Source organism: Flavobacterium nackdongense (assembly GCF_004355225.1).
Taxonomy (GTDB): Bacteria; Bacteroidota; Bacteroidia; order Flavobacteriales; family Flavobacteriaceae; genus Flavobacterium; species Flavobacterium nackdongense.
Genome location: NZ_CP037933.1, coordinates 3,673,364 through 3,696,759, shown reverse-complemented (window position 1 = coordinate 3,696,759; position 23,396 = coordinate 3,673,364). Strand labels below are relative to the sequence as shown.

At 33.7% G+C, this 23,396-nt stretch carries 29 protein-coding genes; 13 read left to right on the top strand and 16 right to left on the bottom strand.

Going from position 1 to position 23,396, the window contains the following annotated elements:
- Positions 1-69: 69 nt before the first annotated feature.
- From E1750_RS15955 to def, 6 genes are all read right to left on the bottom strand, one after another.
- Complete coding sequence (locus E1750_RS15955; protein WP_133277726.1) at positions 70-738, bottom strand: TrmH family RNA methyltransferase; 669 nt, start codon at positions 736-738, stop codon at positions 70-72.
- Between the two features lie 135 nt (positions 739-873).
- A complete protein-coding gene (mazG, locus tag E1750_RS15950) occupies positions 874-1,647 on the bottom strand; it encodes a nucleoside triphosphate pyrophosphohydrolase (protein WP_133277725.1) in 774 nt (257 codons plus the stop codon).
- On the bottom strand, positions 1,647-1,967 hold the full coding sequence (locus E1750_RS15945; RefSeq protein ID WP_133277724.1) for a type II toxin-antitoxin system PemK/MazF family toxin: 321 nt from the start codon (positions 1,965-1,967) through the stop codon (positions 1,647-1,649). Before E1750_RS15945 ends, mazG begins: the two co-directional genes overlap by 1 nt.
- Entirely contained in the window at positions 1,961-2,212 is a 252-nt protein-coding gene (locus E1750_RS15940) for an AbrB/MazE/SpoVT family DNA-binding domain-containing protein (RefSeq protein WP_133277723.1), read from the bottom strand. Before E1750_RS15940 ends, E1750_RS15945 begins: the two co-directional genes overlap by 7 nt.
- A 120-nt stretch (positions 2,213-2,332) precedes the next feature.
- Positions 2,333-2,818, bottom strand: a complete 486-nt coding sequence (locus tag E1750_RS15935) for a DUF5606 family protein (RefSeq protein WP_133277722.1) — start codon at positions 2,816-2,818, stop codon at positions 2,333-2,335.
- 63 nt (positions 2,819-2,881) lie between these two features.
- Positions 2,882-3,469 carry a peptide deformylase gene (def, locus tag E1750_RS15930; protein WP_133277721.1) on the bottom strand — a complete coding sequence of 196 codons (588 nt, stop codon included), beginning with the start codon at positions 3,467-3,469 and terminating at the stop codon, positions 2,882-2,884.
- Between the two features lie 189 nt (positions 3,470-3,658).
- Here def and E1750_RS15925 point away from each other — a divergent pair, with 189 nt between their 5' ends.
- A complete protein-coding gene (locus E1750_RS15925) occupies positions 3,659-5,875 on the top strand; it encodes an FUSC family protein (RefSeq protein ID WP_133277720.1) in 2,217 nt (738 codons plus the stop codon).
- A gap of 2 nt (positions 5,876-5,877) precedes the next feature.
- Here the strand turns inward: E1750_RS15925 and ruvX are convergent, their stop codons facing one another.
- Genes ruvX through E1750_RS15910 form a run of 3 tightly spaced genes read right to left on the bottom strand, consistent with a single transcriptional unit; the run spans position 5,878 to position 6,800 of the window.
- Positions 5,878-6,294, bottom strand: coding sequence for a Holliday junction resolvase RuvX (gene ruvX, locus E1750_RS15920; protein ID WP_133277719.1), 417 nt, complete (start codon positions 6,292-6,294; stop codon positions 5,878-5,880).
- 1 nt (position 6,295) lies between these two features.
- Entirely contained in the window at positions 6,296-6,577 is a 282-nt protein-coding gene (locus E1750_RS15915; RefSeq protein WP_133277718.1) for a type II toxin-antitoxin system RelE/ParE family toxin, read from the bottom strand.
- Positions 6,567-6,800, bottom strand: a complete 234-nt coding sequence (locus E1750_RS15910; protein ID WP_133277717.1) for a hypothetical protein — start codon at positions 6,798-6,800, stop codon at positions 6,567-6,569. The genes E1750_RS15915 and E1750_RS15910 overlap by 11 nt, the downstream gene beginning before the upstream one ends.
- A 98-nt stretch (positions 6,801-6,898) precedes the next feature.
- On the opposite strand from E1750_RS15910, the gene E1750_RS15905 reads away from it, so the two are divergent.
- Both E1750_RS15905 and E1750_RS15900 read left to right on the top strand, forming a co-directional pair.
- A complete protein-coding gene (locus E1750_RS15905) occupies positions 6,899-7,714 on the top strand; it encodes a 2,3,4,5-tetrahydropyridine-2,6-dicarboxylate N-succinyltransferase (RefSeq protein WP_133277716.1) in 816 nt (271 codons plus the stop codon).
- Positions 7,715-7,864: 150 nt separating this feature from the next.
- Entirely contained in the window at positions 7,865-8,926 is a 1,062-nt protein-coding gene (locus E1750_RS15900) for a glycosyltransferase family 9 protein (protein ID WP_133277715.1), read from the top strand.
- A 4-nt stretch (positions 8,927-8,930) separates the two neighbouring features.
- Here the strand turns inward: E1750_RS15900 and E1750_RS15895 are convergent, their stop codons facing one another.
- A complete protein-coding gene (locus tag E1750_RS15895) occupies positions 8,931-9,698 on the bottom strand; it encodes a lipopolysaccharide kinase InaA family protein (protein WP_133277714.1) in 768 nt (255 codons plus the stop codon).
- Between the two features lie 86 nt (positions 9,699-9,784).
- On the opposite strand from E1750_RS15895, the gene E1750_RS15890 reads away from it, so the two are divergent.
- From E1750_RS15890 to E1750_RS15845, 10 genes are all read left to right on the top strand, one after another.
- Positions 9,785-10,579 carry a glycosyltransferase family 2 protein gene (locus E1750_RS15890; RefSeq protein ID WP_133277713.1) on the top strand — a complete coding sequence of 265 codons (795 nt, stop codon included), beginning with the start codon at positions 9,785-9,787 and terminating at the stop codon, positions 10,577-10,579.
- A complete protein-coding gene (locus tag E1750_RS15885; protein WP_227873909.1) occupies positions 10,576-11,499 on the top strand; it encodes a glycosyltransferase family 2 protein in 924 nt (307 codons plus the stop codon). The genes E1750_RS15890 and E1750_RS15885 overlap by 4 nt, the downstream gene beginning before the upstream one ends.
- A gap of 2 nt (positions 11,500-11,501) precedes the next feature.
- The gene (locus E1750_RS15880; protein WP_133277712.1) at positions 11,502-12,689 is read left to right on the top strand and encodes a glycosyltransferase; all 1,188 of its coding nucleotides are present in this window, start codon (positions 11,502-11,504) and stop codon (positions 12,687-12,689) included.
- 53 nt (positions 12,690-12,742) lie between these two features.
- A complete protein-coding gene (locus tag E1750_RS15875; protein ID WP_133277711.1) occupies positions 12,743-14,794 on the top strand; it encodes a glycosyltransferase in 2,052 nt (683 codons plus the stop codon).
- 25 nt (positions 14,795-14,819) lie between these two features.
- Positions 14,820-15,386, top strand: a complete 567-nt coding sequence (locus E1750_RS15870) for an L-threonylcarbamoyladenylate synthase (protein ID WP_133277710.1) — start codon at positions 14,820-14,822, stop codon at positions 15,384-15,386.
- A gap of 66 nt (positions 15,387-15,452) precedes the next feature.
- Positions 15,453-16,880 carry a CCA tRNA nucleotidyltransferase gene (locus E1750_RS15865; RefSeq protein ID WP_133277709.1) on the top strand — a complete coding sequence of 476 codons (1,428 nt, stop codon included), beginning with the start codon at positions 15,453-15,455 and terminating at the stop codon, positions 16,878-16,880.
- A gap of 56 nt (positions 16,881-16,936) precedes the next feature.
- Positions 16,937-17,203: a hypothetical protein gene (locus tag E1750_RS15860; protein ID WP_133277708.1), complete on the top strand. Its 267-nt coding sequence runs from the start codon at positions 16,937-16,939 to the stop codon at positions 17,201-17,203.
- A complete protein-coding gene (locus tag E1750_RS15855) occupies positions 17,188-17,484 on the top strand; it encodes a type II toxin-antitoxin system RelE/ParE family toxin (RefSeq protein WP_133277707.1) in 297 nt (98 codons plus the stop codon). Before E1750_RS15860 ends, E1750_RS15855 begins: the two co-directional genes overlap by 16 nt.
- Before the next feature lies 1 nt (position 17,485).
- Complete coding sequence (locus E1750_RS15850; RefSeq protein ID WP_133277706.1) at positions 17,486-18,508, top strand: COX15/CtaA family protein; 1,023 nt, start codon at positions 17,486-17,488, stop codon at positions 18,506-18,508.
- Between the two features lie 82 nt (positions 18,509-18,590).
- A complete protein-coding gene (locus tag E1750_RS15845; RefSeq protein ID WP_133277705.1) occupies positions 18,591-19,364 on the top strand; it encodes a CDP-alcohol phosphatidyltransferase family protein in 774 nt (257 codons plus the stop codon).
- Between the two features lie 94 nt (positions 19,365-19,458).
- Here E1750_RS15845 and E1750_RS15840 read toward each other — a convergent pair whose 3' ends face one another.
- The 6 genes from E1750_RS15840 to E1750_RS15815 form a co-directional block, all read right to left on the bottom strand.
- The gene (locus tag E1750_RS15840) at positions 19,459-20,217 is read right to left on the bottom strand and encodes a LytR/AlgR family response regulator transcription factor (RefSeq protein WP_133277704.1); all 759 of its coding nucleotides are present in this window, start codon (positions 20,215-20,217) and stop codon (positions 19,459-19,461) included.
- Between the two features lie 65 nt (positions 20,218-20,282).
- Complete coding sequence (locus E1750_RS15835; RefSeq protein WP_133277703.1) at positions 20,283-20,633, bottom strand: 2TM domain-containing protein; 351 nt, start codon at positions 20,631-20,633, stop codon at positions 20,283-20,285.
- A gap of 15 nt (positions 20,634-20,648) precedes the next feature.
- On the bottom strand, positions 20,649-20,954 hold the full coding sequence (locus tag E1750_RS15830; RefSeq protein ID WP_133277702.1) for a 2TM domain-containing protein: 306 nt from the start codon (positions 20,952-20,954) through the stop codon (positions 20,649-20,651).
- Positions 20,955-20,956: 2 nt separating this feature from the next.
- Positions 20,957-22,297, bottom strand: a complete 1,341-nt coding sequence (locus tag E1750_RS15825; RefSeq protein ID WP_165698065.1) for a histidine kinase — start codon at positions 22,295-22,297, stop codon at positions 20,957-20,959.
- Between the two features lie 31 nt (positions 22,298-22,328).
- On the bottom strand, positions 22,329-22,949 hold the full coding sequence (locus tag E1750_RS15820; RefSeq protein WP_133277701.1) for a hypothetical protein: 621 nt from the start codon (positions 22,947-22,949) through the stop codon (positions 22,329-22,331).
- A 23-nt stretch (positions 22,950-22,972) separates the two neighbouring features.
- Complete coding sequence (locus E1750_RS15815; RefSeq protein WP_133277700.1) at positions 22,973-23,386, bottom strand: DUF2141 domain-containing protein; 414 nt, start codon at positions 23,384-23,386, stop codon at positions 22,973-22,975.
- Positions 23,387-23,396: the final 10 nt, after the last annotated feature.

Sequence of the window (23,396 nt, the reverse complement as noted above, 5' to 3'; positions counted from 1 at the left end):
TCGTTTAAAGGACAAAAAACTCTTTAATTTACAACTGCGATGTAGTTTATCGATAAAAAAAAGAGCAAATCATTGCTCTTTTTCTAATTCAGAATAATACCTTTCCTCAATTCTTTTGATATCTTTTATGGATTTTTTAGTCCAAGAAAATCGCTTTTCTAGCATTTCTTCCTCGGACAATTGCCAATTAATTTCAGAATTTCGCAATCGATTAGACAAGTTCTGAATAATAATTGCTGCCGAAACAGAAATATTCAAACTTTCGGTAAACCCAACCATTGGTATTTTAAGAAAACCATCTGCTTTTTGTAAAATCTCATCCGACAACCCTTCTTTTTCAGTTCCAAAAAACAAGGCGCTAGGCTTCGTAATATCGAAATCTTCGAGCATACAATCATTTTCGTGCGGCGTGGTAGCAATGATTTGGTAACCATTATTTTTCAAGGAATTTATACAATTTGAAACACTATCAAATTGGATTATATCCACCCATTTTTGTGCTCCCATCGCAATTTCTTTGTCAATTCTTTTGCCAAAACGCTGCTCAATGACGTTTAATTCTTGAATGCCAAAAACCTCACAACTGCGCATTACAGCGCTAGCGTTATGCATTTGAAACACATCTTCGACCACAACTGTAAAATGTTTGGTTCTGTTTTCTAATACTTTTAAAAACTTAGCTTTCCGATTTTCGGTAAGGATATTTTCAAGATAAGAGAGATAATCTATATCAATCATATTGCGCAATCATTTTGGGTGAAAATACTAAAAAAGCAATTTAAACTACCATTTTCGGACAATCGTTTTTCCTGTTGAAAATAAATTTACAAAATATTCACAACTTTTTTTTATATAAAAACTAATCGTAACTAATCATATTTTTTTGGCTTCATTCCAGAAAACATCCATTTCTGCCAAAGTCATATCCATCAAAGGTTTACCTAATTCTTCCGCCTTGCTTTCTAAATATTGAAATCGTTTAATGAATTTTTTGTTGGTTCGTTCCAAAGCATCTTCGGGATTAATGTTTAAAAACCGGGCATAATTAATCATCGAAAACAAAACATCACCAAATTCAGATTCCATTTTGTCTTGATTTCCGGCGTCGACCTCAACCTGAAGTTCTGCTAATTCTTCCTGCACTTTGTCCCAAACCTGATGCGGTTCTTCCCAATCGAAACCTACTCCTTTTACTTTGTCCTGAATTCGACTGGCTTTTACTAACGCCGGTAAACTTCGTGGAACCCCTTCGAGAACTGATTTTTTGCCTTCTTTGAGTTTGAGTTTTTCCCAGTTTTGTTTGACTTCTTCTTCATCTTTTACCACAACATCACTATAAATATGAGGATGACGGTGAATGAGTTTTTCACAAATCTCATTACATACATCCGCCATATCAAAATCATTGGTTTCGCTTCCAATTTTAGCATAAAAAACAATGTGCAACAATAAATCGCCTAACTCCTTTTTGATTTCGTTCAAATCATTGTCCAAAATAGCATCGCCCAATTCGTAAGTTTCTTCAATAGTCAAATGGCGTAAACTTTGGAGTGTTTGCTTTTTGTCCCAAGGGCATTTTTCGCGCAAATCGTCCATAATATTCAATAATCGTTCGAATGCTTGGAGTTGAGTTTGTTTGGAGTTCATTAGTTTACTAAATATTCTTTTAATATATTTTTTACGCTTTCAATATCATTTATTGAGAGTGCAGCAATTTTTGCTTTCAACCTCATTTTATCAATGCATCGAATTTGATCAAAACAAATTTGACCACTTTTATTTTCTAAAACCACTCCCAATCGCATGGGGAAATTTCTAATTTTTGAAGTTATTGGTGCTATCAAAACGGTGTTCAAAAATTGATTGGATTCATTAGGAGAAATAACCACACAAGGCCTTATTTTGTTGATTTCACTACCTAATGTCGGATCAAGAATTACCCAATAAATTTGATATTGTTTTACCATTGCCAATCATTTTCTTGTTCATCTTCAAAAAAATCAGGAATCAACGAACTGGGTTGTCCATTTTTTTCGATCTCAGCCTTTATCAAATCTTCCCATCCTTCGCGGACTTTTCTTGATGGACTAATTACCAGTTTTCCTTCACTTATTTCTAAATCGACTATATTTTCAAAACCTGCGATTTTCAACAGTTTAGATGGAATTATTATTCCCTTTGAATTCCCAATAGTAATGATATTTGTTTCCATAAGTCATTTTTTAATAAGAACAAAGTTATAACAATAATTTTTAAAATCTAGGTTTTCAAACAAAAAAATCCCGTCAGGAAAACATCGTGACAGGATTAAAATAAATATTTGAAAGCTAAATTATGCTTTCTTGGCTTTTGCTTTTTTCGCTGGAGCTTTTTCGGCAGTAACTTCTTCTACCACTTTTTCTTTAATTTCTTCAGCATTCTCTATTGTAGGCTCTTCTTTAGAAACCATTCCTTTGGATTGAAGTAAGTTGTACCAATTCAACACTTTTTTAATATCGGAAGGATACACTCTTTCAGAATCATATTCTGGAAGAATTTCAGAAAAATAAGCTACCAATGTGGCATTATCTTCTTTGTGTGAAATGGCTGGCCCTTCATTTTCTTTGATAGCGATGTTTCGCATCACTTCGGTCAATGGTTTTTCTTCGTTGATGGTGTAAATAGAAATTTCGGATAATAAACTCACGTTTACTTTCAAACTAACCGATATTTTTTTTCCATCGATTAAAGATTCTGCTAAAAATCCGGTGCGAGTTTGAACTTTTAATGCATATAAACCTGGTTTACCAGAAATTGATAATATTTTTTCTAAATTCATTTTATAAATTGTTTGGTGTTTATTGTTGGTTGTTTATCGTTGGTTTCCAGAATAAACAATTTCTTATCTACCTTTTTTGTTGCAAAATTTCATACGGTAATCGGGTCTTGCTTTGCCGTCCATAATGTTTTGCAGTTTCTTTTTGACCAATTGTCTTTTTAAGGTCGAAATCAAATCGGTGAACAAAATTCCTTCGATATGATCGTATTCGTGTTGAATTACACGAGCAATTAGGCCATCAAAAACTTCGGTTTTTAGATTAAAATCTTCGTCACAATACTCGATGGTAATTCTTTCGTTGCGATATACTTCTTCCCGCACATCGGGAATGCTGAGACAACCTTCGTTAAAACTCCAGATTTCACCATCTTCTTTCAACATTTTGGCGTTGATAAAAGTTCTTTTGAAGCCGTTTAATTGTTTTTGCTCTTCAGTAGGTAAATCCTCATCATCGCTAAATGGCGTCGTATCGATTACAAAAAGACGAATGTTCAAACCTACCTGTTGGGCTGCAAGTCCCACTCCATAAGCATTGTACATCGTCTCATACATATTTGCAATAGTTTCTTTCAAGTTGGGATATTCTGGAGTGATCTCCTCTCCTACTTTTCTTAAAACTGGATCGCCATATCCAACAATTGGTAAAATCATTACTATTGTATTAAAAATTATCTACTGCAAATTCAAAATCTTAAATAAAATTTCAGTGCGCAAAAATAGTAAAAAAATATGCATTCAATATAGCATTGAGTAATATTTTAAATTTACTTAAGAAATCCCAACCGTAAATTCTTAGAAAAGATTGTACAATCATTACCTTTGCCAGCAACCCTGAAAGTTATGATTGCTACACTAAAAGAAATTACCATTGGCAACAATCTCTATAACGCGCTCAAAGTGGGGTTGGCTGCCGTTATACCTGTCTTTATTTTCTCGTATCTGGGCCAAATTGAAATTGGAATCACTATTGCCCTTGGTGCCTTTTTTACCTTTCCGAGTGATACGCCAAGCAACTTACAACACAAAATAAAGGGATTGTTGATCACCGTTTTGATTTTAACTGTTGTTAATATTGTAATCAATTTAACTTATCCTTATCCATTTCTTTTTTATCCTGCTTTTGCCGCATTGGTATTTATATTGTCTATGTTGTCGGTTTATGGGCAACGCTCCACGATGGTCGCTTTTTCAGCGCTAATGATTTCCTGCATTTCACTTTCGCACATTCATACTGGCCTTGACATTCTATATCATTCAGGTCTTTTACTTTGTGGCGGATTGTTCTATTTTATAATTTCCATCATTTTTTATTATATCAATCCATACCGATATACCGAGTTACAGATTGTTGAATGCATTAACTTGACCTCAAAATATTTGAAATTGCGGGGCGATTTATGGGAATTGCATTCTGACCGAAAAGAAATCACACGTCAACAATTAGGTCTTCAAGTAGAATTGAATACGATTCACGAAAATTTGAGAGAAGTCCTGGTCCGAAACAGAACAGATTACGGTTCTTCACACCAAAACAGGAAAATGCTACTCGCTTTAATGTCTTTGGTAGAAATAATGGAACTGGCTATCGCTACATCGTTTGATCATAATAAGCTCCATCAGAAATTCGATGCCTATCCAAAAGTGCTGATTACCTACCAAAGTTTAGCTTATACATTAGCCAAGAATCTAAAATCATTATCCAAAAAAATCAGAAAAAGAAAGCGATTCATTCAAAAAAACACTTTATCCGAAAAATTATCGGCCTTTGAATTTGCAATAGAGGAATACAAAAATAATCTGAGCAAAAACGAAGATTCTGAAGGGGTGCACATGCTCCAAACAATGCTGCATTATGCAGGAAAACAAGTCGAAAAAATAAAAATACTAGAAAATGCCTATACTTCAACTGTCAAACTAAAAGATTTAAATGGTAGAGAAAAAGACATAGAAAAACTAGCCATCACGCCGTATTATCCTATCAGCACTTTAATCGAAAATCTCAGTTTTTCTTCAGTAGAATTCAGGCATTCGCTACGCATCACCGCTACTTTGTTACTTGGATTGATACTCGGAAAAGTCCTGCCGTTTGAAAATGTATACTGGATATTGCTCACAATCGTGGTGATCATGCGCCCGGGATATGGCTTAACTAAACAAAGAACCTTCAATCGTTTTATAGGCACTCTGCTTGGCGCCATACTCGGTTTTGCCATTTTATCAATCGAGCCCAGTCAACCAATTCTGGTGGCGCTAACGATCCTATTTATGATTTTGGGACTCACTTACAATCCGTCTAATTATAAAATTGGCAGTACCTTTATTACGATATATGTCCTTTTCCTTTTTGCGATTATACATCCAAATGATGGCAATATCATTATGTATCGGGTCTTGGATACTTTTGTCGGAGCAGTTTTAGCCATTTTGGCCAATCACTTTTTTTGGCCCTATTGGGAATCTTTAAACACAAACGAAAACATAAAAAAATCCATCGAAGCCAATAGAAATTATTTACTGCAGATTTCGATTTTATACAATGAAAAAAAAGGAATTACCGAAAACTATCGATGGGCAAGAAATCAGGCTTTCATAGAAATTGGCAACCTTATGGCCTCCTTCCAAAGAATGCTCGAAGAACCTAAATCGAAGCAATCCTACCTTCAACAAATCTATAAATTTAGTGTTGTAAATAATGCTATGCTTTCGGCTGCGGCTTCCCTAGGCACTTTTATTCAATCGCATAAAACCACAAAGGCTTCTGCCTCTTTCAACACAGTTTTTGACAAAATCATAAAAAATTTAAACCAATCCATTTTGCTTCTTCAAGACGAAAACATAGAAGTAACTTTCGAAAATAAGGAGGACACAAACGACAGCTTTAACGAATTAAAAAAAATACGTGAGAAGGAATTGTCTGAAGGTGCCGATACTACTAGTGATTCTTTTATCAATAAAATGCGTGAAGCCCAATTGGTCATCGAGCAATTAATTTGGCTTACCAACCTGTCTGAAAATATTTTAAAAACGACGAAAATACTGTTGAAATCGCAAGAATAGAATTACAATACTTTCCTTGATAAATAATCCTGAAGCATAATCGTAGCCGAAATTTCGTCAATAAGCGCCTTGTTTTGGCGTTGTTTTTTGCTCATTCCGTTATCAATCATCGATTGGAAGGCCATTTTTGAAGTAAAGCGTTCGTCTACGCGTATGACTTTCATCTCTGGAAAATGATTGGTAAAATGAGTCACAAATCCCTTGATAATAGAAGCACTTTCTGAAGGTTGTCCGTTCATTTGTTTAGGTTCGCCAATGAGGACCGCTTCTACCTTTTCTTTGGAAAAATAAGCTGCCAAAAAATCTATAGCTGTAGCCGAAGGAATGGTCGTCAATCCTGAAGCGATAATTTGCAATTCGTCGGTAACGGCGATTCCGGTGCGTTTTTGTCCGTAATCTATAGCGAGTATTCTTGGCATTTTATAAGGAGTTTCTGTGTTTCACGATACCGATAACATAAACTATTTCTTGTTTCACATCAACTTTAAGAATTGTTGTATATCCTTTAAAAACATAATCTCGATATAATTCGTCTTTAAAATAAATAGATTTTTTGAAATGAAATGGATTTACTACATCATTTTTTATTTTTATGATCAAATCATTTTTAAACTTCCTTGCCGCTAGTGGTTTGTCTTTAGAAATAAAAATGACAATATCTCCTAATTGATATTTAAATTTTTCCGTTAGTTTAATCTTCATATCGTGAAATAGTTTCTTCAAGAAATGAATCTAGTTCTTCAAAACTAACAAATTTGGCAGTTCCATTGTCAATTTCCGCTGCACAAGCTTCAAGTTCTCTTTTTTCTTCTTCAAAAGTTGACCTTTCAGGAACTATTTTCAATTCATCCGGAGAGAACGAACTCAATAATTCTAAAATCTTGGCTTTGATGTTAGGCTGAAATTCAATTCTAATGCTTTCCATAATGAAACGATTTAAAATACAAATATATAACATTTTCAATCAGATTTGACTTTTTGCTTTTGGCTAAAAATTCTATCTTTGCTCAAAATTTTATCAAAATGAACGAATTACAATCCCTTATAGAACAAGCTTGGGAAAACCGTGCTTTGTTGCAAGAAACAAAAACTACCGATGCCATTAGAGCGGTAATCGAATTATTAGATTCCGGAAAATTGCGTGTTGCCGAACCAGTTGGCGAAGGTTGGCAAGTTAACGAATGGGTAAAGAAAGCAGTAGTTTTGTATTTCCCAATCCAAAAAATGGAAACTTTAGAAGGTGGAATCTTCGAATACAACGACAAAATGTTGCTCAAAAGAGATTATGCCGAAAAAGGAGTACGTGTGGTTCCTGGAGCCTCTGCCCGATATGGTGCTTTTCTGGCTAGTGGCGTAATTATGATGCCAAGTTATGTCAACATTGGTGCTTATGTAGATTCTGGAACAATGGTCGATACTTGGGCAACTGTTGGAAGCTGTGCTCAAATTGGCAAGGATGTTCACCTTTCTGGCGGTGTAGGAATTGGTGGCGTTTTGGAACCATTACAAGCTGCTCCAGTAATTATAGAAGATGGTGCATTCATAGGTTCTCGTTGTATTATTGTCGAAGGCGTTCACGTTGGCAAAGAAGCTGTTCTTGGAGCGAATGTATGCTTGACTGCTTCCACAAAAATTATTGATGTAACTGGAGAAACTCCTGTTGAAAGAAAAGGATTTGTTCCTGCTCGTTCGGTTGTAATTCCAGGAAGTTATACTAAAAAGTTTGCCGCTGGAGATTACCAAGTGCCTTGCGCCTTGATTATCGGTACTCGTAAACCATCCACAGATTTGAAAACATCATTGAATAATGCGTTGCGCGAATATGATGTAGCAGTATAAATTTCAAATTCCAATCCCGATGCTTCGGGATAAAATTCCAAATTCCAATAATTATCTATTGGGATTTGGAATTTTTATTTTAAAACTAGACAAGAATATTGATTTTTTTTGCTTCAATTTGTGAGGTTAAAATTTGACTCCTTTTTCGAGATGAAAATACTAGTTATACAACAAAAAATGATTGGCGATGTGCTGGTAAGTAGCATCATTTGCAATAATTTACGCAAAGCCTATCCCGATGCCCAAATCGATTATTTGGTTTACGAATCGACTGTGCCAGTTCTTGAAGGTAATCCCAATATTGATAATGTACTACTTTTTCAGGACAGACATCGCAACAGTAAAAAAGAATTTATGAATTTGGCACTCGAAATTCGCGCTAATAAATACGATGTATTGATTGATGCTTATTCTAAATTAGAAAGTTGGCTCATTGTTTTATGGAGCGGAGCCAAAAGAAAAATCTCCTACAAAAAGCCGGGACGTACTTTTCTTTATACCGACAATGTTCCCTTTGCCGAATTCCCAAAAACCAATTTGGGATTGGCCATCGAAAGACGACTTTCGTTATTGGAACCATTTAATTTGAAAATTGAAGTGGATGCTTTTCCAAAATTATTTGTTACCGATAAAGAAGATCAAGAAGCTATTGCCCTTTTCGAATACCATCAACTTAAAAAAGATCGAAAAACAGTAATGATTAGCCTTTTGGGAAGCGAAAAACTAAAAACCTATCCATTGGAATATATGGCAAAAGTGGTCGATTGCATTGCCGATAATCAAGAAGTAAATATTCTTTTCAATTATTTCCCTAAGCAAATCAAGGAGGCCAAAATTGTTTTTGATGCTTGTAAACCTTCCACTCAAGAAAAAATATATTTCGATTTATTGGGCAATGATTTGCGTTCCTTTATCGCCATAATGAACCATTGCGATTTGATAATCGGCAACGATGGCGGCGCCATTAATATGGCAAAAGCGTTAAATAAACCTTCATTTATAATTTTTTCGCCTTGGATTGAAAAGAAAATTTGGGCGACTTTAGAAGACGGTGTGCATCATATTTCGGTGCATTTGAATGATTTCAAACCAGCATTATTAAGTGCTAAAACAGAAAAAGAACTCAAAAAAGAGGCGCTGACTTTGTATGAAGAATTCGAACCCGAATTGTTCAAGGATAAAATCGAATTGTTTTTGGAAGAGAATCTTTAGAAAATTAAGATTTCCAGAATTTTAATTTCTTTTTCAAACGTCTTTTTCTAGCGAATCGCTCTTGAAAATCGTTGGTGTAAAACCACATTTTTTCGAAAATTTCGGCTTCACTCTGAGTGGTATATAATTTGGAATATTCGTTGCTCATCACCGCAATCATCTCCTTTTTGGGAGTCAAATGACTAAGGTTTTTCATTCTGGAATCGAAATCCATACTATTGTGAAAATTCATTCGATTCAAATCGACCAAGAAGAAATCGTAGTTTCCTTCGGCGTTTTTTTTAATCAAAGTGTTTCCCGGCGAATGGTCTAAAAACTCGATTCCTTTTTCGTGTAAATCGAAAGAAAATTGGGTAAATTGTCTCAAAATAGTCTCGTGATCTGGAAAATCAGGAATTTCGACTAATTCCCTATATGTCAAATCGCACTGAAGATGTTCGCTCACATAATAGCTATCCTTGAGTCCGATGAAATCGTAATTTTCAAAATATGCTATGGGTTGTGGCGTTCCAATTCCTTTTTCCAACAAAGTGGTAGCATATTCAAAAGAGCGTCTTGCTTTGGATTTTCTGAAATATTTATAGGCAATTTTATTGATCAAATGCGGAATTTTGAAGGATTTAATGTTGATGGTTTTGCCTTTTAATTCAAATAATTTGATTTTATTTCGTTGGCCGTCGCCAAAAAGAATTCCATTTGCATTGAAATTGTTAATTATCTCAATTATTTCACGTTCGTGGTTGGTACAATTGGGATTAAATATATATTTCATTAAAAGTAGGGGTTAAAAAAACAAATATATGTATTGCATTTTAGACTTCAAATAATTAGTGTAATTTTACCAAAAATATATTTTTAATGACTAATCCTAGTTGTACATTAGTAACTCCTACCTATAATTGGCCCGAAGCGCTAGAACTATTATTATTAAGTCTTTTGAGACAAACTGTTATGCCTAACGAAGTAATCATTGCTGATGATGGTTCTAGAGAAGAAACAAAAAAATTAATTACCGATTTCCAAAAAAAATTCCCAATTCCTTTGATTCATATTTGGCACGAAGACCTAAAAAACAGGAAACCAACCATTATGAATAAAGCCATTGCGAAAGCAAAATATGACTATATTATTGAAATTGATGGTGACATCATAATGAACCCACATTTTGTTGAAGACCATCTCACTTTTGCCGAAAAAGGGCATTATTTGTATGGTTCACGAGTGAATATTAAAGAGAAAATACTACCAGAACTATTTTCAAAAAAAATCTTGGACTTCAATTTATTTTCCAAAGGAATCAAGAAAAGAGGGCGAACCATTCGATTTCCTTTTCTGATGAATTTTGTTAAAAGTGTAGACCAACGTTCTAGAAAACTAAGAGGCTGTAATATGTCCTTTTGGAAGGAGGATTTTATAAAAATCAACGGATTTAATGAAAATTTGGTGGGCTGGGGCATCGACGATTCCGAAATGATTCAACGGATGCACAACATGGGGATTAAAGGAAAAAGATTGAAATTTTCTGGAATTGCCTATCACATTTACCACAAGGAACAATCCAAAAGCCATCTCGAAATCAATAACGAAATTGAAAGACAAACTACCGAAAATAAACTGACTTTCATCGATAAAGGAATCAATCAATACCTATGATGTATGACATTGCAATACTATTAATCAATTACAATTCGAGCGAACATAGCATCAATTGTATTCGTTCTATTGTAGAGAAGACAGCTATTGAAATTCGCTATCAAATAATTATTACAGATAATTGTTCTGAAACTGAGGATTACTTGAAACTAAAAGCTTTTTGCGAAAGTCTTAATTCAGATACTATTGAACTGCACCGAAGTAAAATAAATACTGGATTTGGAGGTGGAAATATGTTTGGAGTTCAATTCTCAAATGCTAATTATTTGGCTTTTCTAAACAACGACACCTTACTCAAAAATGATTGTTTATCGATTCTCAAAAATGCTTTAGAGTCGAATTCAAATATAGGAATTGCTGGTGCTCAAGCTTATAAAGAAAATGGTGACTTTATGATATCATTAGATCATTTCGCTTCACCCACCAAAGAAATTTTGGGCAGAAATTTTTTAGAAATACTAAATTCTAAAAAATTTCCAAAAAGAAAAAAACACTATACAAATCCGATTCAAGTCAACTTTGTTCCGGGTAGTTTTATGTTTATTCGAGCTACCGATTTCTATGAAGTTGGTGGTTTTGACACTACTATTTTTCTATATTATGAAGAAACGGATTTATGCCTTCGATTGGCCCAAAAATCAAAATTTGCCTACCTCATTCCCGAAGCTGAATTTGTTCATTTTCACGGAGTGAGTACAGGTAAATCATTGGCTATCAAAAAAGAATTAAAAATTTCGTTACTTTATATCATGCGCAAGCACTACGGCTATTTTGGATATAAAGCAGTGCAACTTTTTTTAACTATAAAATATTTCTTTAGTAGCCTATTCAAACCTAAGAACTGGTCATTATTTTTACTGGTTTTGACAGGAGCCCCCTTGTCAAAATCATTAAAAAACAAACAAATTATTAAAATATAAAGATGGGATTAGTTCAGGATATCATTTTATATTTCAAAAAGAAATACTTGATTAAGAATCAGATAGACCAATCTATTCCTAACTTCAACTTATATAGCCCCTCGAAAAAGACTATAGTTTTTATCAGCAAAAACACCCCTACACCCGATAAAGATTCCGGTTCCAACCGACTCAAAGAAATAATAATTACCTATCAAGAATTAGGATTCAATTGCATCATTTGCTCGAAAAACGCCTATCGAACAGACGAATACATTCAATTTTTCACTAATTTAGGTATTATTATGTATGTAGAAAGCAATCAATTCGAAAATTATTTTGCTTTTTTAAAATCAATTCCAAAAGTGGATTATGTTTGGTTTAATGGCCCTAATGAATTAAGAAAAAATTTAAAAAAAATAAATTTTAATCTTCCATCATCTAAAACCATTTATGATATGGTCGATATTCATTTTTTGCGCTATCAAAGAGCCATTGAACTCGATCCAACCCGAATTTCACTCCGAAAAAAATACCTAAAATACCTTGAAATCGAAACAAAATTTTCAAAACAAGTAGATTATGTTATTGCCATTTCTGAAATCGAAAAAGAGATTATGTCGCAATATGTCAATTCAAATAAGATAATTACAATATCGAATATACATTATCCAAAAATTAAAAAAGAAGAATGTTTTACCTTCGAAAATAGGAAAGATTTACTTTTAATTGGTTCGACCCATGCCCCTAATATAGACTCGATCCATTACCTGTATAACGAAATTATGCCCCTGGTTTGGAAAAAATTACCCGATGTTAAAGTAATCATTATTGGGAACGTGATTGATAAAATTGGCGATATCCAAGATTCGAATTTTATTTTTAAAGGGTATGTTCCTGATATTGAACCTTTTTTTATCAGTTCCAAGATGATGATTGCTCCATTGCGCTTTGGTGCGGGAGTAAAAGGCAAAATTGGGCAAGCATTTGAATATCATTTACCCGTAATTACAAGTTCTATTGGCGCCGAAGCAATGAATTTGACCGATAGGAAAAATGTATTGATTGAAGATTCTAGTGAAGGGTTTGCTTCTGCCATTATAGAATTGTATACCAAAAAGGAATTATGGCAAAAACTACAAAATCAATCTGAAAAAAACTTGGAACCTTTTTCTATAGAGAGAGTAAAAAATGTGATTGGACAAATGTAATATATAAAGTATATTAGCAAATCACTAAAAAAACAAAAATCACAAACTGAATAATGCAATTATCACGAAAAATAAAATATTATTTTAGAAAACGTAGAAAAATTAATATTCTTGAAAAAACCTATTTAAATTCAAATATTAGGACGGTTTTTGATATCGAGAAAAACAAACTCGACTTTAATCCCTCTACAAATCCTAAAGTAACAATAATTATCCCATTTTACAATCAATTAGATTACACCTGGAATTGTCTAAACCATCTTCATACCCATTTAACAGACAAAATTAGTTATGAGATACTATTGATTGATGATAATAGTTCAGAAAATTGCGATCTTAGCGAAATAACTGGCATAAGAATAATAAAAAATACTGAAAACAAGGGATTCTTAAAGAACATAAATATTGGTATAAAATCATCATTAGGCGAATATATTTATATTTTAAATAATGATACTGAAGTTCAAAAAGGTTTTTTAGAAGAGCTTTTTTATGTTTTTGAAAGTTTTCCAAATGTTGGAGCAGTAGGATCAAAACTCATAAACGCAGATGGTTCGCTACAAGAAGCAGGATCAGTATTTATGAAAGATTGTACTATACATCAAATTGTAAGAAAAAAAGAAGTTTATTATCCGCAGGTCAACTATATCTATAAAGTAGATTATTGTTCTGGATGTAGTTTATTATTTAAAAAACAAAAAGATAACGGTGATTTAAATTTATTTGACGAATACTTTGCTCCTGCTTATTTCGAAGAAACAGATTTTTGCTTCCAAATAAAACATCTTCAAAATAAAGAAGTTTATTACACTCCTTTTTCCGTAGTATTACATTTTAACGGCGTGACTTATAATGCTCCTAAAAATATTGATACCGCTAAAATTAAACAAAAAGAAGAGCTATTTAAACTTAATCTAGAAAAATTTAAGAATAAATGGCAACCACAAATTAATGCCATTCAAGCAACCTCGGTTGAAACAAGAATTGAAGAAATTTACCATAACAAAGAAGTTGTTTTTTTCTGTAGTATAATTCCAGAACACGACCAAGATTCAGGTTCTAATAGATTCAAAGAAATAATTCAAGCATTTAGCAGAATAGGATATAGCGTATCATTAATAAAAAAGAAAACTTTTCTCAATGATAATAAATACATTGAATTTTTTCAAAGACTTGGAGTCAACGTCTACTATGAGCATCATAAATCCATTGATATTGAAAAATATCTAAAAAAGAATAATGCCAACGCAACAATTGCTTGGTTTTATAATCCAGATGTTTTTGTAGAATATTATAAAGTAGCTAAAAAATGCTTAAAAAAGGCAAAATTAGTGTATGATATGGTCGACATCCATCATCTGAGATATGAAAGAGCCCTCGAATTAGATCCCAAAAACATTTCATTCAAAAAAAAATATACCCAATACAAAAAATTAGAAACAATTTCGGCCAAAGAGGCTGATTTAGTAGTCACTATTTCAGACTTCGAAAAAAAGTATATGAATCAATTCTGTGATCAAAAAAAGATGATTACAATCTCTAACATTCACGACATAAAGATACAAAAAGAAAAAACTTTACCATTCGAAGAGAGAAAAGATATTCTCTTTATTGGTTCTAACCATACCCCTAACATTGATGCTTTATATTATTTATACAATGAAATAATGCCAATAGTATGGAAAGAAATACCAGATTTAATAGTAAATATTATTGGAAATGTAAACAAAGAAATAACTGATATTAACGATCCTAAATTTATTTTTAAAGGATATGTTCCCAATATTGAAGAATATTTCTTAGCAAATAAATTTATGATTGCACCTTTACGGTATGGCGCTGGAGTAAAAGGCAAAATTGGACAAGCCTTTGAATATCATCTTCCCTTAGTAACATCTCCAATAGGTTCAGAAGGAATGCATTTGGTGCACAAAAAAAATGCTCTAATTGCAAATTCAAATGAAGAATTTGCAGCAGCTATAATTGAATTATATACCAATAAACAACTATGGATTGAATTGCAAAACAATTCTGAACAAAGTTTAAAACCGTTCTCAAAAGAAGTGCTAGAGCAAACTCTTTCTCTTTTTAATAAAACTGAATAGTCACTTAAAAAAGTTATTAAAGACAATGGACATCAATCAAGAAATCCACAATGCGTACGAAGTGATAAAACAAGGAGGAATTATTCTTTATCCTACGGACACCGTTTGGGGAATTGGCTGCGATGCTACAAATGCTGAAGCGGTTGCCAAAATTTACAAACTCAAACAGCGAGCCGAAACCCAATCGATGATTTGCTTAATGAATGGCGAGAAAATGATGTACAACGTTTTCAAGGACATTCCAGAAGTCGCTTGGCAAATTATAGATTTATCAGAGAAGCCCACAACCCTAATTCTAGACAACCCTAGAAATGTAGCCGCCAATTTGATTGCTCCCGATAATACACTAGGCATCCGAATCGTCAAAGAGCCTTTCTGCTTCAAATTGATGGAACGAATGAAAAAACCTTTGGTTTCGACCTCGGCAAATATCTCGGGACAGCCCACTCCTATTGCTTTCAAAGACATTAGCCCAGAAATTATAAAAGGCGTCGATTATGTTGTAAATTTGCATCGCGAAAAAATTGCCGGAAAACCCTCTTCAATCATAAAATTGACAAGAGATTCGCAGGTAAAAGTGATACGAAAATAGTTTGCAGTATTCAGTTTTCAGTTTTCAGTTGAGCAACTTTAAACTTTAAACTTTAAACATTTTAAAATGAGCATTAAAACTTCCTATAAATCAGCCTTAAATAATAAAATATTCGAAGTTATTTCGCAAGCTTCTCAAGAACTCAATCTTGAAAGTTACGTGATTGGTGGCTTCGTGAGAGATTTACTCTTGGAAAGAGACTTCAAGAAAGACATCGATGTGGTTGCCGTTGGCAGTGGCATTGAATTGGCTTTAAAAGTTTCGGACTTATTGCCCAACAAACCCAAAGTTCAAGTTTTTAAAACTTATGGAACGGCGATGTTGCGCTTTGAAGATACCGAAATCGAATTTGTAGGCGCTCGAAAAGAATCGTATCATTTTGAAAGCCGAAATCCTGTTGTTGAAAATGGAACACTCGAAGACGACCAAAACCGACGTGACTTTACTATCAATGCCTTGGCTTTATCCTTAAACAAGGATAATTTCGGAGAACTGTCCGACCCCTTCAATGGATTAGACGATTTGAAAAACAAAATCATCAAAACGCCACTCGATCCCGACATTACTTTCTCAGACGATCCTTTGCGAATGCTCAGAGGAATTCGTTTTGCCACCCAATTGGGTTTTGAAATTGAAGAAGCATCTTTTCAATCTATAACCAAAAATGCAGAACGGATTAAAATCATATCAGGCGAACGCATAGTCGATGAATTGAATAAAATTCTTTCGACCGACAAGCCTTCTGTTGGCTTTTTATTGCTTTACAAAACAGGACTTTTAGATATTATTCTTCCTGAATTAACCGCTTTGAACCAAGTAGAGGAAATTGAAGGTCAAACCCATAAAAATAATTTTTACCACACTTTGGAAGTGGTTGATAATATTTGTCCTAATACAGACGATGTTTGGTTGCGTTGGGCAGCCCTGTTACACGATATTGGTAAAGCGCCAACCAAACGTTTCAACAAAAAACAAGGCTGGTCGTTTCACGGACACGAATTTTTGGGTGGAAAAATGGCTAAAAAAATTTTCGAAAGATTACGAATGCCGCTAAACCACAAAATGAAGTTTGTACAAAAAATGGTGATGATGAGCTCGCGACCTATTGTACTTTCGCAAGATTTGGTAACGGATTCTGCGGTGCGTCGATTGGTTTTTGATGCTGGCGAAGATGTAGAAAGCTTAATGACGTTGTGCGAGGCCGATATTACGACCAAAAACCCCAATAAATTCAAGAAATACCACCAAAATTTTGAGATTGTTCGCAAGAAAATTGTGGAAGTAGAAGAACGCGATCAGGTTCGCAATTTTCAACCGCCCATTTCAGGCGAGGAGATTATGGCGATTTTCAACTTGCAACCTTCCCGTGAAATTGGAGTTTTGAAAGAAGCCGTGAAAGAGGCTATTTTGGAAGGCGAAATTCCAAACGAATATCAAGCCGCTTATGATTTCGTTTTGAAGCGAGGAGCAAAATTAGGATTGACGAAAGTTTAAGTTTTGTTTACGCTTCGTTTATTCAAAAATTACTTAATTTTATAAAAATTTTGATTATGAATCTAGATGAATTAAAATTAGAGATAATTGCCAAAATCATTGCAACTGATGATGTTGTGCTTTTGAATAAAATTCAAGAAATCATAAATGATTATGAATCTAGTTCTTTAATTAATGAACCAACGACAACTTTTGAAAAAATCAGAGTTTTTTCGGCCGAAGAGAAACGAAAAATAAATTTAGCTATTCAACAATATGAAAATGGTGAATGCATTTCAGATGAGGAGGCTCAAAAAGAAATTCAAGAATGGTTAGAAGATTAATTTGGTCTGTTGAAGCAAGGAATTCAAGAAAAAGTATTTTTGATTACTGGAATAATCGAAATAAATCCAAGGCTTACAGCCGAAAACTTAATTTACTTTTTAATACCAATTTAAAAATTGTTCTACAACTTCCTGAATTTGGAAAACCTACTTTTAGAGAAGATTCAAAATTTATAATTGTAAGCCATTTTGAAATTATTTACAAAATAACTCCAAATGAAATTGTTGTCCTAGACATCTGGGATACTAGACAAAACCCCCAAGACTTTCCAATAAAATAAAATGAAAAATAAAAATAAATCCGTTATAATCTGGTTGCTTTCAGGTTGCTTATTATTGTTTGTAATGGTCGTAGTTGGTGGAATCACCCGATTGACCAATTCGGGATTATCAATGACCGACTGGCATTTGGTCACCGATACTTTTCCTCCGCTAACCGAAGAAAAATGGTCGCAAGCATTTGAAGAATACAAGAAATTCCCCGAATACCAAAAGATCAATATCCATAATGATTTCCAATTGGAAGATTACAAATTTATCTATTTCTGGGAATGGTTTCACCGATTTATTGGACGAATCATTGGATTGGTATTTATCGTTCCATTTGTCTATTTTCTAATCAAGAAACGACTTTCTAGCGAAACCCTAAAAAAATGTGTGGTGCTACTCGGAATGGGCGCTTTTCAAGGATTTTTGGGTTGGTTTATGGTTCGCAGCGGTTTGATTGACAATCCCGATGTAAGCCACTTTCGACTTTCTTTACATTTAACATTCGCTTTTATCACCTTTGCCTACACGCTTTGGGTAGCCTTAGATTTAATTTATCCCAATCGAAATGAAGCATTATTACCATTGCGGAAAATTGCCCGTTTGGCGATAGTATTTTTACTTTTACAGATTATTTATGGCGGTTTTGTTGCCGGTTTGAATGCTGGTCTAATTCACAATCATTGGCCATTGATGAGCGACGGACAGTTCTTGCACGAAAGTGTACTTTTAGAAAAAGATTCGTGGTTCCTTAGACTGACCGAAGGCAAAAGTGGCGTTCAGTTTGTACATAGAACTTTGGCTTATATTGTTGTTGGTTTTATATTGCTTTTGGCATACAAAAGTCATAAATTTGATTTAGGCAAACAGCAAAAAACAGGTATAAACGTCTTAGTAATTATGGTAATTTTACAATTTGGATTAGGAGTTTTCACCTTGCTATATAGCGTTCCACTTTGGTTAGGATTGACTCATCAGGTGATGGCTTTCTTTTTGTTGACCGCAATGATATTTACGTTGCATCGATTATCGAAATAAAAAAATAAAACACAGTTTAAACTGTGGGCACTAAAAATAATAACCGACTATATTGTCACATCCTTTTGTTTAACATCAATAAATGTCTAAACTTGCTCACGAAGATAAATTTTTAGATTTGTCTGATTACGGAAGACCCTTTGCAAAACTTTTTGCAAACAGATTAAAAAACACCAAAATTACACCCATTCATATCACTCTTCTTTTTGGTTTTACGGGTGTAATCGCTATCTATTGTATTTTAAAAAACCACTACATCTTAGCGGCTTTTTTCATCATTTTAAAATCAATAATTGATGCTGCGGACGGCGAACTTTCAAGAGTAAAAAACACACCTTCCTACACAGGAAGATACCTCGATAGCGTGTTTGATATTATCCTAAATTTTCTGTTCATAATGTCGATTTGTCACGCATCAAAAACTACTTTTTGGATGTCACTTTTGGCGTTTTTTTGTATCCAACTCCAAGGAACTTTATACAATTATTACTATGTGATTTTACGAAATAAATCGGTGGGAGGAGATACAACAAGTAAAATTTTTGAGAACAAATCACCTCGTGCCTTGCCCGGGGAAACCCAAAAATCGGTCGATATTTTATTTAAAATATACACACTCGTTTATGGTGTTTTCGACAAAATAATTTACGCCTTAGACAGCGACGCTTATAAAGCAAAAAGGTTTCCAAATTGGTTTATGACATCCGTTTCACTTTACGGATTAGGGTTTCAATTGTTGATTATAGCTGCGCTGCTCTCTTTAAATTTGATAGATTATATCGTCACTTTTTTTATTATTTACACTTTGATAATTTTTGTTTTGATTGGCATTCGAAAGACCATTTTCAAAGCGTAAAATGACGATAGATTAAATCTATATGCCAACTCTAAACTACTCAATACCAGTACTAATAAACTTCGTTATATTATTTTATAATTGAAATAAAAAATCAGCCAATCCACGACTTGAAATCGGAGACTTTTTCGCGACTTACAATCACCTCTTCTTCTTTGAATGTTGGCAAAATCACCTTTAAACGAGAATTGCTATACAACACAATTTCCTTAATTGACTTTAATGGAATAATAAATTTTCGGCTAATTCGATAAAATTGCTTAGCATCCAATTCTTGTTCTAAAACCTCCAAAGTGGATTCAATTAAATAATTTCTGTTGTCGAAAGTATGAATATAGGTTCCTTTGTTTTCGCTAAAAAAACATTCAATTTCATCCACAGAAATCACTTTTAGGTGTTGCCCAATTTTGACAGTAAACCGAGTTTTAAAATTCTTATCGAAAGGATTTGAAAGCATTTTTTTGATGGTTTCAAAATCTAAATTTATGGTTGAATTTTGAATTGGAAAACGCATTTTAAATTTAGAAATTGCAACCTCTAAATCATCTTCATCGATAGGTTTCAAAAGGTAATCAATGGAGTTTAATTTGAATGCTTTTAACGCATATTCATCGTAAGCTGTGGTGAAAATTACAGCACTTTTTATCTCCACTTTTTCGAAGATTTCAAACGACAAACCATCCGACAATTGAATGTCTAAAAAGATCAAATCGGGATGCTCATTTTTCGAAAACCATTGAAGAGATTCTTCAACAGAATGCAGCATCACACCGACCTCTATATTGAGTTTTTCAAGTTTACGTTGCAGCAATCTCGCGGCAGGCTTTTCGTCTTCGATTATTATTGTAGTCATATTTACGTGGGAGGTTAGAGGTTAGAAGTGGGAAGTATCGTTTAGCTGAACACTGAACACTTTCCTTACTCCCATTTTTCGTTTTTATCTTTTTCCATAAACTCTTTAATTTTTCTTTCTTCCCAATTTTGTCCAAAAAAGATATTTCTTCCAAAAACCGATAAACCGTGTGCCAATAAACCAATTCCCCAAAACAACGCGGTTGAAAAAGTTTGCCAGCTCCAAGAAATAGGATCTTGATTTGAATTTCCGTAGAAGTTACTAGAAATTATAATTGCATTTACAAAAATATAAACTATCAGATGAACATAAAAGCCTTTGATTCTTTTCACCTTTTTATAAGCCAATGCATAGCGATCATCTGGATTGAAATTTCCGGATTGGTATTCTTCAAACATTCTTCTTGACCTTCTCATTTTTAAAAATTTAAATTACTTCCAGGTGTTTTTGGATTGTTCCTCTTTATCCATAAATTCTTTTATTTTCTTCTCTTCCCAATCTTTATTGAAAAAAGGCATATAATTGAACACTTTCAATCCGTGAATAACAACCCCAATTCCCCACCACAACAACGGCCACAAAAACCATAAATATGCTGGCGAAGTAACTAGATTAATCACTAAAAGTCCAACATTAACAGTGACATAAGCTATTAAATTCCCATAAAAACCTTTGATTTCCTCTACTCTCTTGCGTGCATTGTAATAGCGCTCTTCTTCTAAATATTGATTTTCCATGATTATTTCCAAGTTTGTTTTTTTTCTTCTTTATTTAATATTTCTTGAATTTTACGTTCTTCCCAATTCGCACCATACCCAAAAGTTTGAAAAGCGTGCATGGTTAAACCGAACCCCCAACCTGCTGCCGAAAACCAAAACCAATGAAAGTGTGGTGAATAAGTCAGATTTATATATATCAAAATGGGAATGACACAACAATAGGAAATCAAGTTTCCGTAAAATCCTTTGAGTTGTTCTACTCGTTTTTTGGCTCTAAAATAAGCGGTGTTTTCGTTGTAACCTGTAGTTGTTTCCATAAAACTAATTTGCTTTGTTAAAATTGGTATTTTGACTGTAAAAGTTTGTTCGTTTTGTTCGATCAAAACCTTTCTATTGGTAATGATTCCGTAGCGATTGATTATATTTTGAAGCCCAACACCACGTCTATCTTGCAACACTTCTTTCTTTTGAAAATCATTTTGTATAACTAAATAATCCCTGTCGATAAAAATCCGAATATTTAAGGGTTTTTGTTCACTGACTACATTGTGTTTGACAGTATTTTCAAGTAATAGCTGCAACGAAAGCGGCACCACCTTGGCTTCTGGATTCGGAATTGTTTCGGGCAATTCATAAAACAGACTATTTTCGAAACGCATTTTCAATAAATTCATATAGGTTTTAGCGAAAGCCAATTCCTCTTCTACTGATACCAATTCCTTGTCTTTTTGTTCCAAAACGTAACGATATATTTTAGACAATGAAGTAGTAAATCGTTGTGCATTCTCAGGATTTTCTTCGATCAAGGAGCTCAAAACATTCAGGCTATTGAAAAGAAAATGCGGGTCTATTTGGTTTTTCAGGCTTTCAAACTTAGCATTTGCAGTACCAGCGATGATTTTTTGTTCTTTTACTTTATTTTCTTGGTAACTTCTATAGAGATATACAAAATGCGTAATCAACAATACTATAAAAGTAAAAATTGAAGCGACAAGGTAATCTGATGGAGTTTCATTAGCAATAAAAACGGCAAAAGATTGATTATTTATAACTGTGTTTATAAAAATTCTGAGTAAAAAAATGACAAACAATGATAAAAAAAACGAAGAGGTAAAACCAACAAGTATTCTTCTTATTGAAAATCGCTCATTGACAAAAATCTTATCTAATTGTATGAACAAAAAGGCATTAGCTATATGCAAGGAAACGCTGTACAGCATCGTATACATAAACATTAATCTGAGCCTATCATTAAAGGAAAAAGTTCCGCCATTGACCACCTCTATGAAATTGAGCAATCCAAAAATGACAATTCCAATTACAATTGCTCTAGGAAATTCTCTGAAATAAACATTTTTCATTGTTCGACTTATTTAATGCTCCGCAACTATTTTATTTACATTTTTTTTGAGCTTCTAAAGCTCTTTCCAATCCCCATTTAGGAGAAAAGGGCGTTTCTGGTTTAAAAGTAGCAAAAAGACCGATAGCTTTATCAATTTGCGCGCACATTGGCTTGGTATCGGTGCCCCAAAATTGTGCTGCACCAATTTCGAACTCTGCTTTTCCAAAAACTGCTCTTGGATTTTCAGGCGCAATCGCCTGAGCTTTACTATACAGTTCCGTTACGGTTCCTGACAACTTTGCTCCATTAGTCATCGGATCAAAAGCGATCCAAGCCGTATGAATCATCGCTTGCAATACTATAAGCTCAGCATTGTTTGGCGTTTTTATCAATTCAACATCCAAGGCATTTTGCGCTTTGGTCAATAATAAATCCATTTGCTCCTTATCTTTTGTTTGAAAAGCTGTCGTAGTATTGACCAAAGTCACATAATAATTAGGCAACCAAGATGTTGGCTCTGCTAAGGCAATTCTTTCGAACATCGCCGATGCTTCAGTGTTTTTTCCTTCGCCCCACAATTGAAATGCTTTTCCCATTCCTTGTTCAAATTTTCCTTGTGCTGTTACCATAATTACGGTAAAAAAAGCGACTGTTGAGATAATTTTATTCATTATATTAGTTTTTAGATTGTTAGTTAATCGTTGAATTTGACATCAATTTTCATATCTTTAGTAAGGTCGAACTTGGCATCTTCGTATTTTGGAGGTCCCATTTTTCCTTTAGCATTATTCGAACAAGCGAAATCTTCTTTAGGAATTCCAATAAAATTGGTGTCTAATTTTCCGTTTTTATTTGCATCGTGATAAGCCGAAATTGCATATTTCCCTTTTGGAATATTCGAAAAAGTAACTGTGGCACTGTTGGACTTAATTTCAGAAGAAATCCCTTTGTAAGCCGTCTTCAGAAAAGTACCTTCCGAGTTAAACAAACCAACTTGAACAAGTCCGGTATTGTTTTTCAATCCAGAGATTTTTACCGTTAGGCCTACGTTTTGAGCAGACGCTAAACTACTGATGAATAAAACGATTGCAATGATAATTTTTGTCATAATTCCTTAT